Annotated in this window: 10 protein-coding genes; all 10 read right to left on the reverse strand. The window is 68.9% G+C overall.

Going from position 1 to position 14,197, the window contains the following annotated elements; all coding sequences use genetic code 11:
• Positions 1–33 precede the first annotated feature (33 nt).
• Positions 34–2,826, reverse strand: coding sequence for an AAA family ATPase (locus MLJ35_RS15955; RefSeq protein WP_275976483.1), 2,793 nt, complete (start codon positions 2,824–2,826; stop codon positions 34–36).
• Positions 2,823–3,944, reverse strand: coding sequence for an exonuclease SbcCD subunit D (locus MLJ35_RS09755; RefSeq protein ID WP_243384196.1), 1,122 nt, complete (start codon positions 3,942–3,944; stop codon positions 2,823–2,825). Before MLJ35_RS09755 ends, MLJ35_RS15955 begins: the two co-directional genes overlap by 4 nt.
• Positions 3,945–4,169: 225 nt before the next feature.
• Positions 4,170–5,924 (reverse strand): 30S ribosomal protein S1, encoded by a 1,755-nt coding sequence (locus MLJ35_RS09760; protein WP_243287752.1) that lies wholly within the window; start codon positions 5,922–5,924, stop codon positions 4,170–4,172.
• Positions 5,925–6,251: 327 nt separating this feature from the next.
• Complete coding sequence (locus MLJ35_RS09765) at positions 6,252–6,812, reverse strand: NifU family protein (RefSeq protein ID WP_243294882.1); 561 nt, start codon at positions 6,810–6,812, stop codon at positions 6,252–6,254.
• Between the two features lie 120 nt (positions 6,813–6,932).
• Positions 6,933–7,382: a Fe-S cluster assembly sulfur transfer protein SufU gene (gene sufU / locus MLJ35_RS09770; protein ID WP_243384197.1), complete on the reverse strand. Its 450-nt coding sequence runs from the start codon at positions 7,380–7,382 to the stop codon at positions 6,933–6,935.
• Positions 7,379–8,626, reverse strand: a complete 1,248-nt coding sequence (locus MLJ35_RS09775) for a cysteine desulfurase (protein ID WP_243384198.1) — start codon at positions 8,624–8,626, stop codon at positions 7,379–7,381. The genes sufU and MLJ35_RS09775 overlap by 4 nt, the downstream gene beginning before the upstream one ends.
• Entirely contained in the window at positions 8,623–9,903 is a 1,281-nt protein-coding gene (gene sufD, locus MLJ35_RS09780) for a Fe-S cluster assembly protein SufD (RefSeq protein ID WP_243384199.1), read from the reverse strand. The genes MLJ35_RS09775 and sufD overlap by 4 nt, the downstream gene beginning before the upstream one ends.
• Complete coding sequence (sufC, locus tag MLJ35_RS09785; RefSeq protein WP_243324876.1) at positions 9,900–10,664, reverse strand: Fe-S cluster assembly ATPase SufC; 765 nt, start codon at positions 10,662–10,664, stop codon at positions 9,900–9,902. The genes sufD and sufC overlap by 4 nt, the downstream gene beginning before the upstream one ends.
• 96 nt (positions 10,665–10,760) lie before the next feature.
• Positions 10,761–12,200, reverse strand: a complete 1,440-nt coding sequence (sufB, locus tag MLJ35_RS09790) for a Fe-S cluster assembly protein SufB (protein WP_243384200.1) — start codon at positions 12,198–12,200, stop codon at positions 10,761–10,763.
• 80 nt (positions 12,201–12,280) lie between these two features.
• Entirely contained in the window at positions 12,281–14,134 is a 1,854-nt protein-coding gene (locus tag MLJ35_RS09795) for a tetratricopeptide repeat protein (RefSeq protein ID WP_243384201.1), read from the reverse strand.
• Positions 14,135–14,197 lie beyond the last annotated feature (63 nt).

The raw sequence follows: 14,197 nt of genomic DNA on the forward strand, positions 1-14,197 counted from the left end.
CCAGGAGCATACCACTTCTTGCGAGGTAATCCCTCAATCGACCCGGAACCGGGCGTGGCTGCCGCCAGGACCGGGCGTCACTTCCAGGCGGGCGGAGATGCGCGCCTTCACGTCGTCCAGGTGGCTGATGAGGCCCACCAGCCGGCCGCCCTGGTTCAGCTCCTCCAGGGTGCGGAGGGCCAGGTCCAGGGCCTCGGCATCGAGGCTGCCGAAGCCCTCGTCGATGAACACCGTGTCCAGCCGGATGCCGCCGGCATGGCGCTGCACCACGTCCGAAAGGCCCAGGGCCAGGGCCAGACTGGCCTGGAAGCCCTCGCCGCCCGAGAGCGAGCTCACGGCCCGGGCCCGGCCCGTGTGGGCGTCCGTGATCTCCAGCTCCAGGCCTCCGGCCCGGCGCAGGTCGCCGCTGCCGACGGCCCGCCGCAAGGCGTAGCGCTGCTTGCTCATGCGGCGCAGGCGCTCCGAGGCGGAGACGAGCACCTCGTCCAGGAGGGCTCCCTGGACGTAGCGTTCGAAGGAGATGCGGGCACCGTCCTCGCCCCGGGCCACCCGGGCCAGGCTGGCGGCGGCGCGGTGGCGGCGCTCCTCCGCGCCCTGCCGGGCCTCCAGCTCCGCCAGCGACGCCTCCAGGCGCTGGAGGGCGGCCCGCTCGGACTGGGCGTGGCCCAGGGCCTCGCCGGCCCGGGCGAACCGCGCCTGGGCGCCATCCCGCGCCGCCTGGAGGGCAGGCAGGTCCGGGACGGGTGATACCTCGGATGGAGGCTCGCCGCCAGCCGCTTCCAGGGCCGCAGCGAACTCAGCCTCGACCCTCCGTCCCTCGGCCCGGCTGGCCTCCAGGCGGGCCCGGTGCGACCGGAGCGCGGCCTCGGCTTCGATGGCCGCAGCCTGGCCCGCATTTCGGGCCTCGCGGGCCGCCTTCAGTCCGGCCTCGGACCGGGCGAGCTCCCCTTCCGCCTCCCTCCGCTGGGCCGCGAGCGCCCCGGGGGCGCGCAGCTCCTCGGGCAGAGCCGCCTCGTGGACCTTCATCCGGGCCTGGGCTCCGGCCTCCAGGAGTGCCACCTCCGATTGCCGACGGGTGGTGGCGGCAAGATTGGCCTCCACCTGCTGCTGGACCGCCTCAGCTTCGGCCAGGCTCCGCTCGATCCGGGAAAGGCTGGCCTCGGCCTGGCGGCTGCGTTGCAGGGCCTCCAGGTAGCGCGCCTCCTCGGCTTCCAGGGCGGCGGGATCCGCATGCGCGTCCTCGCCCAGGTGATGGGCGAGATCCTCGCGGCGGGCACGGGCCGTTTCCAGATCCGCGAAGCGCGAGGCAGCGGACTTCTGGGCCTGGCCCAGGGCCGCCTCGGCCTCGTCCTGCTGGGCCCGGGCCCGCTGGAGGGCCTGCTCGTCCGGCTGGTCTGAGGAAGGCGCCGCGGGATGGGGATGTGCCTCGCTGCCGCAGACGGGGCACGGCTCGCCGGGGCTCAGGTTCTGGGCCAGATGGGCCGCCTGGGCGGCGAGGTGCCGTTCCTGGAGATCCCGGAGCCAGGTGCGGGCTGCCTGGACTGATTGCTCGGCGGCCTTCAACCCGGCATGGGCGGCATCATGGACGGCCGAGGCGCGCTCGACCAGCTGCTTCGCCTGATCGAATTGCTCGCGCTGTGTCCGCCTCTGGCGGGCCAGACGGAGCAGGCCATCACGGCCTTCCAGTTGGGAGGCCTCGGTCCGCAGCTCCTGTAGGAGAGCTCTCTGGTGCGTGGCCTCCAGCCCGGCGGCGTCGCGGCGCCGGATGTCCTCGTCGGCCGAGATCTGGAGGCGCCGGGCCTCCTGGGTTGCGCCTTCGGCCTCCTTCCGGGCCTGCTCGAGGTCGACCAACTTGGGCTCCAGCTCCTCCAGGCGGGCGATGGCGCGGCGCAGCTCCTCGCGGAGGGGTTCCCGGGCCTCTTCGTGGGCCAGGGCGGCTTCGGCTTTTGCCAGGGCCCGGGCCCGCGCCTCGCTGGCCTCCGCCAGGCGGACCTCCTCCCGTTCCAGTAGCTGGACCCGCGCGAGAGCCTCCTCCAGATGCTTCCCCTCGCCCAGGACTCTCTCCGCCCGGTCGAAGGTCCGGCGGGCTTCGGCCTGTTCGCGGACCCTCGCCTCCACCAGCTGGGCCGTGGCCTCGAGGCGGTCCGGCAGCTCCCGGGCGGCGGCCACGCCGGCCTGGGCGAGGAGCTGGCGTTCCTCGGCCTGGGCCGCGAGGAGGGCCTCGCGCAGGGCCTTCTCGCGCTCTCCCAGGGCCTCGGCGAGGGCGGCGTAGCGGCCGGTCTGGAAGAGGGTCTGGAGGATGGCCTGGCGGTCGGCGGAGCCCGCCAGCATGAACTCCTGGAAGCGGCCCTGGGGCAACAGGACCACCTGCCGGAACTGGCTGGCCCGGAAGCCCAGCAGATCCGCCACCGCCGCGTCCACCACCGTGGGCTTCTCCGTGGCCAGGGGCACCTCGGCGCCCCCCGCCAGCTCCCACAGATGCGCCGCGTAGGGCTGCTTCTTCGTGCCACCGCCGCGCACCTTGGGAACTTGCTGTTCTGGCGTGCGCTCCACCCGGTAGGTCTTCGCGCCCAGGGCGAAGTCGAAGGTCACGCGGGTGGGCGTGTCCGCGTCGGCGAAGTGACTGCGCAGGTCGCGGGTCTCCCGCTGGCCGCCGCTGGTCTGGCCGTAGAGGGCGTAGCTGATGCCGTCCAGGATGCTGGTCTTGCCGGCGCCCGTGGGGCCGTGGATGAGGAAGAAGGACTGGTCGCCCAGGTCCGCGAAGTCCAGATCCTGCCTTCCCGCATAGGGACCGAAGGCTTCCAGGCTCAGGCGCAGGGGCTTCATTCGGCCTCTCCGGCGAGCAGCTGCCCGGCCACGTCCTGGAAGAGGGCCCGCTCCTCGCCGACCATGGGGCGGCCGGCGGTGTCCTGGAAGAAGGCCTCGAAGAGGGCCGCGGGATCCAGGTCGCGGTCCGCGGCGCGCGCGGCCTCCTGGGGCGCCGCCGCCGGCGGGGCGGGCTGGAGGCCGAGGATGTTCGGGTAGACCTGCCTCAGGCGGGCCATGGCATCCAGCACCGGGCCCTCGTCCAGCAGGTCCAGGAACAGGTAGTCGTCGGGGTTCCCCTGGGGCCCGCGCAAGAGGTCGTCGAAGTGCCCGCGCAGGCGCCGCAGGTCGCGGCGGGGCGTGAGGGGCAGGGACTCCGTGTGGGCGGGGCCGCGCTCCGGCAGCTCCACCAGGGTCAGCGCCTTGGTGTGGGAGGCCTCGGAGGCGCTGTACTTGAGCAGGCTGCCGGCGTAGCGCACGTGGGGGAATCCGGCTGCCTGGGGCCGGTGGAGGTGCCCCAGGGCCGTGTAGTCGCAGTCCCGGAAGAGCGTGGCATCCACCTCGCCCGTGCCGCCCACGGCCAGCCCCAGCTCCGAATCTGAGCTCTCGCCCCCGGCCACGAAGGCGTGGGCCACGGCCACGAAGCGGTGGCCCTCGGGATGGGCGGCCCGGGCCTGGGCCAGCTGGGCCGCCAGGGCGTCCTGGTGGGTGCGGATGCCCTCGTCCTGGAAGGCGTGGCGGGCCATGACGGGATCCGCGTAGGGCAGGAGGTGGAAGGCGGCGTTGCCGATGAGGACGGGCTCCGTCAGGCCCAGGGCCCCGGCCACGTGGAGGCCCTGGGCCCGAAGGAAGCCGGAGGCGAAGCCCAGGCGCTCGGGGCTGTCGTGGTTGCCCGCGATGAGGAGCACGGGCACGCCCAGGCCCCGCACGAGGCGATGGAGGGCATCATCCAGCAGGGTCACGGCCTCCTTGGGCGGCACCGCGCGGTCGTAGAGATCCCCGGCCACCACCAGGGCCTCGGCGCGAGTCTCCTTGGCGATGGCCGCCACCTGGTCCAGGGCGTGGGCCTGGTCCTCCAGGAGGTTCGCATTGCAGAGGGTCTTGCCGAGGTGCCAGTCGGAGGTGTGGAGGAAGCGCATGGGGGTCCGGAGGAAGGCGTGGTTCCGAGTATCGCATCCCACCACGACGAAGCCCCCTTGCGGGGGCCTCGTCGTGGTGAGTTGAAGGAACGCTACTCGCGCTCGGCCTTGTTGAAGGCGTCAGCCAGGGTGGCCTTCTTCTTCGCATCCCTGCGGGATGCTCAGACCTCTCTGACAACGACGAAGCCCCCTTGCGGGGGCCTCGTCTGCAGGTCGGAAGAAGAACTACTCCCGTTCCGCCTTGTTGAAGGCGTCGGCCAGCGTCGCCTTTTTGAACTCGGGCTGGCGGGCCTTGGCGGCTTCCATGTCGCCCCGCTCCTGGTCCTGCTCCAGCTGCTTGACGGAGAGGCCGATGCGGCGCTCGGTGGGATCGAGCTTCACGATCTTCATGGTGAGATCCTGGCCGGCGGCGAACTCCTTCTGGATGTCCTCCACCCGCTTGCGGGAGAGCTCGGAGACGTGGACCAGGCCCTCGATGCCGTCGCCGAGGTCGACGAAGGCGCCGAAGTCGGTCAGGCGGGCGATCTTGCCGGTGAGGACGTCACCCACGTGGTGGCCTTCGAAGAAGATCTCCCAGACGTTGGGCTCCATCTGCTTCACGCCGAGGCTCATGCGCTGGGCCAGGGGGTCCAGGTTGAGGACCTTGGCGGTGACGCTGTCGCCCTTCTTCACGATCTCGCCGGGGTGCTTGATCTTCTTGGTCCAGCTGAAGTCGGAGACATGGATGAGGCCGTCGATGCCCTCTTCCAGTTCCACGAAGGCGCCGAACTCCGTGATGTTGCGCACGGTGCCCGTGACGATCATGCCGGGCTGGTACTTCTCGGCGATGGCCATCCAGGGGTTCGGGGTGATCTGCTTCATGCCGAGGCTGATGCGGCGGTTCTCGGAATCCACCTGCAGGATCAGGGCCTCGACCTGGTCGCCCAGGTTGACCATGCCCTTGGCGGACTTGACCTTCTTGGTCCAGCTCATCTCGGAGACGTGCACCAGGCCCTCGATGCCGGGCTCCAGCTCCACGAATGCGCCGTAGTCGGTGATGGAGACGACCTTGCCCTTGACCGTGGCCTGGATGGGATAGCGCTCCTCGACGGAGAGCCAGGGATCCGGGAACTTCTGCTTGTAGCCGAGGCTGACACGCTCGGTGTCCTTGTCGTACTTGAGCACGGCCACTTCAACCTTGTCGCCCACCTGGAACATCTCGCTGGGGTGGTTGAGCCGGCCCCAGGACATGTCGGTGATGTGCAGCAGACCGTCCACGCCACCGAGGTCGACGAAGGCGCCGTACTCGGTGATGTTCTTGATGGTGCCCTCGACCAGCTTGCCTTCCTCGAGGCCCGCCAGGGTCTCTTCCTTCAGGCTCGCGTTGATGGTCTCGAGGAACAGCTTGCGGGACAGCACAATGTTGCCCCGGCGGCGGTTGACCTTGATGACCTTCATGTCGAAGGACTTGCCGAGGTAGGGATCCAGGTTGCGGACGGGCTTCATGTCCACCTGGCTGCCGGGCAGGAAGGCGCGGATGCCGATGTCCACGGCCAGGCCGCCCTTGACCTTCTCCAGCACGGTGCCATGCACGGTCATGTTGGAACGGAAGGCCTTCTCGACCTCGTCCCAGATCTTCATCTTCTCGGCGCGCTCGCGGCTGAGGCGCACGTTGCCGTGGGCGTCCTCGAGCATCTCGAGCAGCACTTCAACCACGTCACCCACCTGGACGCCCTGGGTGCCGTCGGGATTGTTGAACTCGTCAAGGTTGACGGTGCCCGACCCCTTGTAGCCGATGTCGACGATGACGTCCTTGCCGCGGATCTCCACGACGACGCCACGGACGACCTCCTCCTCGCGGAGGCCCCGGGTTTCACCCTGCAGCGCGGCCAGGAACTCCTGGTTCTCGGGGCTGTCCTCTTCGAACGCCGCGTCGAGCACGCTGATGCGGCCCACCTGCTTGCGGGCCTGGCCCTTGATGATTGCTTCTAGCTTGGACATGAAGTCCACCTCGTTTGGTTGCGCCCGCTCTCTGGCGGTGCGCTGGAATCCCGGCACGCGAAGTCCGGCAGAACGCCTAGATTAGCCCAGAAAACCCGCGGAAACCATGAAATATCCGAAGGGTCCGGCCAGGGAGGAGATCTCAAAAGGCTGTTTCACCGCGGAGAACGCGGAGAACGCAGAGGAAAGAAACGGGCTGGTGGGTTTGGGCGCCATCTCGAGTTTCAGCCCGTGCAGAAGTGGGGGGGGCAACCCGGGCCCCTTGCCAACCCGCCTTTGCGCTCTCTGCGTTCTCTGCGGTTGGCGGGTTCTTTCCAGCGGGTGGCCTCAGACGGAGATGACCACGATCTCCGGATCCACTTCCTTCTGGAGCATGCCCTCGATGGCGACCAGGGTTCCGGTGAGGCTGGCGGGGCAGGAGCCGCAGGCGCCCATATACCGGATCATCACCTGCTTCTCGTGCCGCCCGATCAGCTCCAGGCCGCCGCCGTCCGCCGCCAGGGCGGGGAGGATGGCGCTCTCCAGCACCATGCGGATGTCCTTGAGCATGGGGTCGTTCTCGTCGTCCACCTTGGAGAAGACCCGAGGCCCCCCCGGGGGCGGGGCCTGCCCGCCGCCCGCGCCAGCCGCGGCGCGGATGGGCGCGGCCAGCAGGGGCAGCATCTCGGGCCAGCCCTTGTCGTCGGTCTTGGTGACCGTGAGGAACTTGTCCTGCATGAACACCGAGGTGACATTCCCCACGGCGAAGAGGCCCTTGGCCAGCTCGTCCTGTTCGGCGGTCTCCGCATTGGGGAAGGATTTGGGGAAGCCCAGGGCCACCGGCTCCTTCAGCACGAACTTCACGGCGTTGGGGTTGGGGGTGTATTCGATCTCGGCGATTTTCGGCATCTGAAACCCTTAACCGCGAATGACGCGAATGGGCACGAATGGAGAAGAACATGGGCCTCCAGCGATGGCCCCTACAGTGATTCGGCTTTCATTGGCGAACATTCGCGCCATTCGCGGTTCCTATTCAGTTGAGGCTTCTTCCTCGCCCTTTAGGGCGGCGTGGAGGGTGGCCCAGGGGAGGATGGCGCACTTCACGCGGCTGGGGAGGTCCTTCACGCCCTGGAAGAGGGTGAGCTTGCCCAGCAGGGGCGTCTGGGTGGCGGGGTCCAGCTCGCCGCGCACCATGCCGCGGAACTGGTCGATCATGGCCTCGGCCTCGGCCACGGGCCGGCCCTTGATGGCGCCGGTCATGAGGCTGGCGCTGGCCACGTCGATGGCGCAGCCGCTGCCCTCGAACCGGATGTCCCGCACCACGCCGTCCTCGACCACCAGCGTCAGGTCCAGCTGGTCGCCGCAGAGGGGGTTGTGCCCCTCCGCGTGGTGCGTGCAGGGCACCAGCTTCCCGAAGTTCCGGGGCTTCTTGTTGTGCTCCAGGATCACCTGCTGGTACAGCTCGCGCGGGTCGGTCATTTGAACAGCTCGACGGCCTTGAGGACGGCCGACACCAGGATGTCCACTTCCTCGCGGGTGTTGAAGTAGGCGAAGGAGGCGCGGGTGGTGGCGGGGACGTGGAAGCGGGTCATGACGGGCTGGGCGCAGTGGTGGCCAGCCCGGACCACGACGCCCTCGCCGTCCAGCAGGCTGCCCATGTCGTGGGGGTGGATGCCGTCCACCACGAAGGAGAGGACGCTGGCCTTGTCCCTGGCGGTGCCGAGGATGCGGAGTCCGGGGATGGCGGCGAGCTTCTCGGTGGCGTAGGCCAGCAGCTCGTGCTCGTGGGCGGCGATGCGGTCCAGCCCGAGGGCCGTCACGTAGTCGATGGCGGCGCCGAGGCCGATGGCGGCGGCGATGGGCGGCGTGCCCGCCTCGAACTTGCCCGGCGCGGGGAGGTAGGTGGTCTTCTCCCAGCTCACGGAGCGGATCATGCTGCCGCCGCCGTGCCAGGGGGGCATGGCCTCCAGGAGCGCCAGCTTGCCGTAGAGGACGCCGATGCCTGTGGGGCCGGAGAGCTTGTGGCCGCTGAAGACGTAGAAATCCGCGTCCAGGTCCTGCACGTCCACCTTGAGGTGCGGCACGGCCTGGGCCCCGTCCACCAGCACGGGCACGCCCTTGGCGTGGGCCCGGGCGATGATCTCCTTCACCGGGTTGATGGTGCCGAGGACGTTGCTGACATGCACCACGCCCAGGAGCTTCGTGCGATCGGTGATCAGCTCGTCGAGGGACTCCAGGATCAGCTCCCCAGCGTCGTTCATGGGGATGACCTTGATCGTGGCGCCCTTCTCCTGGGCCAGCATCTGCCAGGGCACGATATCGGCATGGTGCTCCATGGCGGAGAGGAGGATCTCGTCGCCCTCCTTCACCGTCATGCGGCCGAAGGTCTGGGCCACGAGGTTGATGGCCTCCGTCGTGCCGCGGGTCCAGACGATCTCGCGCGCGGAGGCGGCGCCGATGAACTTCCGCACCTTCTCGCGGGCGGCCTCGTAGAAGTCGGTGGCCTCCTGGCTGAGGGTACTGACGCCCCGGTGGACGTTGGTGTGCTCTTCGCGCTCGTACTTCGCCATGCGCTCGATGACCTGCGCGGGCATCTGGCCGCTCACGGCGCTGTCCAGGTAGACCACGGGCTTGCCGTGGAAGACCCGGGAGAGCAGGGGGAAGTCCTGGCGGATGGCCTGGACGTCGAGGGGCTGGAGGCCGATGTTCGAGGGGGAGGTCATGCCAGGTCTCCCAGCGAGCCGGCCTGGGTGCGGGCCATGACGAGCTGGCGCAGGCTCCGGCGCAGGCTGGCCACGGGGACGTGGGTGAGCACGTCCGCCGCGAAGCCGTAGGTGAGGAGGTTGCGGGCGTCGTCGGCGTTCATGCCGCGGCTCTGGAGGTAGAACAGCTCCTCGGGATCGAGCTGGCCCACGGCGGCGCCGTGGCTGCACTTGACGTCGTCGGCGTAGATCTCCAGCTGGGGCTTGGTGTCCACCCGGGCGGCCTCGGAGAGCAGCAGGTTGCGGCTCTGCTGCTGGGCGTCCGTGCCCTGGGCGCCCTTGGCCACGAGGACCTGGCCGTTGAAGATGGCGCGGGCCCGCCCGTCCACGATGCACTTGTGCAGCTGGCGGCTGGTGGCGCCAGGCTCGGCGTGATGCAGGAAGCTGTGGGTGTCGGCTACCTGGGTTCCGTCCAGGAGGGCCAGGCCGTCGAGGGTGGCCTCGGCACCCTCGGCCAGCCGCACGCGGGGCTCCTGCCGGGAGAGGCGGGCGCCGAAGCTGAGGGTGCGGGAATGGTACTGGCCGCCCTTGCCGACCTCGGCCCTGAGGGTGGCGAGGTGGAAGGCCTCGGGGCTCTCGCGCTGCACGCGCTCATGGCGCAGGACGGCCCCTTCGGCCACATGCACCTCGACCACGGGGCAGCTGAGGTAGGGACCATCCCCGAAGTGCTCCTCCACCAGCTCCAGCTCCGCGCCCCGCTCCAGCACCACCAGGAGGCGGGGGAACACGGCCACGGGGGATTCGGCCTTCGTCACGAAGAGGAGATGCAGGGGCAGGGCCACCTTGAGGTTCTTGGGCACGAGGATGACCGCCCCGTCCTCGAAGCGGGCAGTGTTCAGGTCCTCGAAGAGGCCCTTCGCCGCACCGTTGCCGACGCTGCCCAGCGCGTGGCAGGCCTCGCTCGCATGGGACATGGGGAAGTAGCGCACCCCGGCCGGCACGGCGGAGGCGCAGCTCGCGTGGGGGGCGTGGTGCCCATTCACGAAGACCTGGCGCGTGCCCACCATCTCGGGAAGCAGGTGCCCTGAGATGTCCACGGCGGCCTTGGGGGCGGCCCCGAAGGCACCGGCGGCCAGGGCTTTCAGGTCTGTGTATTTCCAGTCCTCGTCCCGAGTCGCGGGCAGCTGGCGTCCGGCCAGCCGCAGCTCGGCCGCCTCGCGCAGCGAAGTCCACTCGGCGGGCCGAGGCGCGCTGAGCAGATCGGTCAGCAGGCTGGAACCCACCACCATCGTGGTCATCGGGCGCCCCCGGCGGCGGCCTCTTCCAACACCCAGTCGTAGCCGCGGTCCTCGAGCTCGGTGGCCAGCTCCTTGCCGGCGCTCTTGAGGATGCGGCCGCCGGAGAGCACGTGCACGAACTGGGGCTGAATGGTCTCCAGGATGCGCGGGAAGTGGGTGATGATCAGCAGGGCGCGGTCCGGGCGCTGGAGCTTGTTCACGGCCTCGCCCAGCACGCGCAGGGCGTCGATGTCGAGGCCCGAGTCCAGCTCGTCGAGAATGGCGAGCTTGGGCTCCAGCACGGCCATCTGGAGGATCTCGTTGCGCTTCTTCTCGCCGCCGCTGAAGCCCTCGTTCAGGCTGCGGTCGAGGAATTCCTCCTTCATCGACACGAGCTTGATCTTCTCGTGGATGAAGTCGTCGAATTCCAGCGGATCCAGCTCATCGCGGCCCTCGGCCTCGGCCTTCTTGTTGTAGGCCAGGCGCAGGAAGGCGGCGTTGCTCACGCCCGGCACTTCGATGGGGTGCTGGAAGCCCATGAAGAGGCCGGCCCGGGCCCGCTCGTCGGCCGCCAGCTCGAAGAGGTTCCGCCCCTCGTAGAGGACCTCGCCACCGGTGACTTCGTAGGCCGGATGGCCCACCAGCACCTTGCCCAGCGTGGACTTGCCCGAGCCGTTGGGGCCCATGATGGCGTGGATCTCCCCCGCCTTGATCTCCAGGTCGATCCCCTTCAGCACCGGCGTGCCGTTGATCGAGGCGGTCAGGTTCTTGATCGAAAGCATGAAATGACTCCTAGCCACGGATGAACACGGATGAACACAGATGAAGTGAGGATCAGGCGGCTATCCGTGTTGATCCGTGTTCATCTGTGGCGAATCTCATCCCACGCTCCCTTCGAGTTTCAGGGAGAGCAGGCGGGTGGCTTCGACGGCGAACTCCATGGGCAGCTCGCGGAACACGTCCTTGCAGAAGCCGTTGATGATCATGCTGATGGCTTCCTCGGCGGGGATGCCGCGCTGCTGGAAGTAGAGCAGCTGCTCCTCGCCGATCTTGCTGGTGGTGGCCTCGTGCTCCACCCGGGCGCTCCGGTTCTGCACCTCGATGTAGGGGAAGGTGCTGGCGCTGCAGGACTGTCCGATGAGCATGGAATCGCACTGGCTGAAGTTGCGGGCGCCCTCGGCCTTCGGCTGCACCTTCACCAGGCCGCGGTAGCTGTTGGAGCTGTCACCGGCGCTGATGCCCTTGCTGACGATGGTGCTCTTGGTGTTGCGGCCGATGTGGATCATCTTGGTGCCGGTGTCGGCCTGCTGCTTGTGGTTGGTGAGGGCCACGCTGTAGAACTCGCCGATGCTGTCGTCGCCCAGCAGCACGCAGCTGGGGTACTTCCAGGTAATGGCGCTGCCGGTCTCCACCTGGGTCCAGCTGATGTGCGAGGCCTTGCCCTTGCAGAGGCCGCGCTTGGTCACGAAGTTGAAGATGCCGCCCTTGCCGTCCTTGTCGCCGGCATACCAGTTCTGCACGGTGCTGTACTTGATGGAGGCCCGGTCCAGGGCCACCAGCTCCACCACGGCGGCGTGCAGCTGGTTGGTGTCGAACTGGGGCGCGGTGCAGCCCTCCAGGTAGCTCACGCTGGCGCCTTCCTCGGCCACGATGAGGGTGCGCTCGAACTGGCCCGACTCCTTGTTGTTGATGCGGAAGTAGGTGCTCAGGTCCATGGGGCAGGCCACGCCCTTGGGGATGAACACGAAGCTGCCGTCCGTGAACACCGCGCTGTTGAGGGCGGCGTAGAAGTTGTCAGAGGAAGGCACCACGCTGCCCAGGTACTGCTTCACCAGGTCGGGGTGGGACTTCACGGCCTCGCTGAAGCTGCAGAAGATGATGCCGACGGCGGCGAGCTTCTCCCGGTAGGTGGTGGTCACGCTGACGGAATCGAAGACCACGTCCACGGCCACGCCCGCCAGGGCCTCCTGCTCGTGGATGGGCACGCCCAGCTTCTCGAAGGTGCGCCGCAGCTCGGGATCCACCTCGTCCATGGAGGCGTACTGGGGCTTCTTGGGCTTGGGGGCGCTGTAGTAGACGATCTTCTGGAAGTCGGGCTTCGGATAGTCGACCTTGGCCCACTCGGGCTCGGCCATGGTCAGCCAGTGGCGGTAGGCCTTGAGCCGGAACTCCAGCAGCCAATCGGGCTCACCCTTCTTGGCCGAGATGAAGCGGATGACCTCCTCGCTGAGGCCGGGCGCGACGCTGTCCGCCTCGATGTCGGTCACGAAGCCGTACTTGTATTCCTGACTGGTGACCACGTTGAAGGTCGAGGTCATACACCACTCCCGAGACATCCCATTCTGGAATCTCGACTAAAATTGTCAACTTAATACCGGGTGCGGTCGGTCACGCCTGCTCAGGCTTCGCCGGCCCCATTCAGTTCCTTCAATAGCCCGCGGATCTGATTCTTCACACCTTTGGCTTGGCTGTCGTTGAGATCGCCGGGCTCGGCGTCCAGTCCGGCCTTGAGCAGGACCCGGGCCTCCTCCCGCTCCCCCAGGCCCGCCAGGGCGGCGCCGAGTTGGAAGTGGTTGATGAGGGTGGGTTCCTTCTCGATGAGGGGATCGATCAGCTCCAGCACCTCCTGGTGCCGCTTGAGGGCCAGGAGGTACTGGCCCAGCAGGGTGCGGGCCCGGGGCTCCATGCCCGGCAGGGGATGGGCGTGGAGGCGGTGGACCTCGATCAGGTCCTGCTCCGTGGCCTGGCCGTTCATCAGGCGGTAGGCCTGCCGCATGAGGGCGGCCTCCCAGGCGCCGGTGCTCTTGGGGTGGCGGGTGAGGAAGGCGTCCAGGGTACGGGCGATCTCGGCCTCGCGCTTCTGGGCCATGAGGTGCTCCAGGGCCAGGCGCAGGGCCAGGAAGCAGAGGCGCGGGTGGCGGTCCGAGCAGGCGAAGGCCAGGGCGGAGCGCAGGGTCTTCTCCGGGTCCTGGAGGAAGGAGAGGCGCAGGTCCAGCCACTCGGAGCGCTGGCTCTTCCCCTTCCGCCGGGCGCGCTTGAGGAGCATGGCCGCGGATTCCAGCTGGTTCTCGTCCAGCAGAGTCTCGGCCTCGTCCAGCAGCACCTGGGTGCCGGCCTTGCCGTCCCGGGCCTCGCGCAGCTGGAGGTGGTCCTCGGCGTCCACCATGAGGAGGAGGTGGGGATCGCCGGGGTTCTGCGTGAGCAGCTCCTGGAGGATGGCGAAGGCCTTGGACCGGTCACCCTGGAGGAGGTAGGCCTCGGCCAGGGACTCGCGCACGTGGAGGTCACCGGGCAGGTAGGAGCTGGCCTCCTTGAGAGCGGGGACGGCCATGCCGCTCTCGCCCCGGGCCAGATGGACCTGGCCCAGCAGCAGCAGGGTCTCGCCGTCCTTGCGGCGGGCCACGGCCTCCTGGGCCGCCTCCAGGGCGCCCTGGAGATCCTCCTCGTCCAGCAGCAGCTCCGCCAGCAGCATGCGGGGCTCGGCATCCTCGGGCCGCAGGTCCGAGGCCTGGTGCAGGGCCTCGATGGCCTGGTCCGCGTGCTCGGGCAGTTCCTGGAGCAGCTTGGCCAGCAGCATCCAGGCCTCGAAGTGGCGGGGGCTCAGGCCCACGACCTTGCGGGCGAGGCTCTCGGCCTCCTCGAAGTTCTGGGCGGCCTCGTGGAGGGAGGCGGCCGTGAAGATCAGCTCGTAGTTCTTGGGATCCAGGGGCAGGGCCTGCCCCAGGCGCTGGGCGGCGCCGGGGAGGTCCGCCGCCTCCAGCAGGGCCGTGGTCTCCAGCAGGGCGCGCTTGAGCTGGGACATGGACTTGGGCCGGGCGATGGGCAGGATGCGGGCCCGGTAGCGGGTGAACAGCTCCCGGGCGCTGATGAGGTGCAGGTTCTCCTCGACGAGGCTCTCCCACCGCTCCGAGAAGGCGTGGGCGTCCAGCTGGCGCTTCTGCTCCATCTCCTGCACCAGGGCCATGAGGCCGTTGCGCAGCATCACCTCGCTGCGCTCCAGCTTGCCCAGCTGGTCGGAGACGGTCTCCAGGTAGGTCTCCACCCGGCGGAGGGTCTCCTCCAGCCCCGTGATGCGCTCCAGGAGGTGCTCCTCCAGGTCCTCGCCGCCCTCCGTCTCCTCGGGCTCGTCCTCCCAGGTCTGGTCCCCGGCAAGGATGAGCAGGCGGGTGCCGCACTTCACGCAAGTCTCCCGATCCCCGGGGTTCCAGGTCAGGCAGTTCTGGCAATAGGAACCGGGCAGGTCGTTGGCCATGAATCCAGGATAGCTGGCCCCAGGGGGCTGAAGGTTTTATCCTGATGCCCGCGAGGGCGGCCC

Source organism: Geothrix alkalitolerans (assembly GCF_022808885.1).
In the GTDB taxonomy this organism is placed as follows: Bacteria; Acidobacteriota; Holophagae; order Holophagales; family Holophagaceae; genus Geothrix; species Geothrix alkalitolerans.

Coding starts and splice junctions, on each gene's coding strand:
- sufU (WP_243384197.1), bottom strand. CDS start 7,382: ATGACCGACCCGCGCGAGCTGTACCAGCAGGTGATCCTGGAGCACAAC.
- sufD (WP_243384199.1), bottom strand. CDS start 9,903: ATGACCACGATGGTGGTGGGTTCCAGCCTGCTGACCGATCTGCTCAGC.
- MLJ35_RS09755 (WP_243384196.1), bottom strand. CDS start 3,944: ATGCGCTTCCTCCACACCTCCGACTGGCACCTCGGCAAGACCCTCTGC.
- MLJ35_RS15955 (WP_275976483.1), bottom strand. CDS start 2,826: ATGAAGCCCCTGCGCCTGAGCCTGGAAGCCTTCGGTCCCTATGCGGGA.
- MLJ35_RS09795 (WP_243384201.1), bottom strand. CDS start 14,134: ATGGCCAACGACCTGCCCGGTTCCTATTGCCAGAACTGCCTGACCTGG.
- sufB (WP_243384200.1), bottom strand. CDS start 12,200: ATGACCTCGACCTTCAACGTGGTCACCAGTCAGGAATACAAGTACGGC.
- MLJ35_RS09765 (WP_243294882.1), bottom strand. CDS start 6,812: ATGCCGAAAATCGCCGAGATCGAATACACCCCCAACCCCAACGCCGTG.
- MLJ35_RS09760 (WP_243287752.1), bottom strand. CDS start 5,924: ATGTCCAAGCTAGAAGCAATCATCAAGGGCCAGGCCCGCAAGCAGGTG.
- sufC (WP_243324876.1), bottom strand. CDS start 10,664: ATGCTTTCGATCAAGAACCTGACCGCCTCGATCAACGGCACGCCGGTG.
- MLJ35_RS09775 (WP_243384198.1), bottom strand. CDS start 8,626: ATGACCTCCCCCTCGAACATCGGCCTCCAGCCCCTCGACGTCCAGGCC.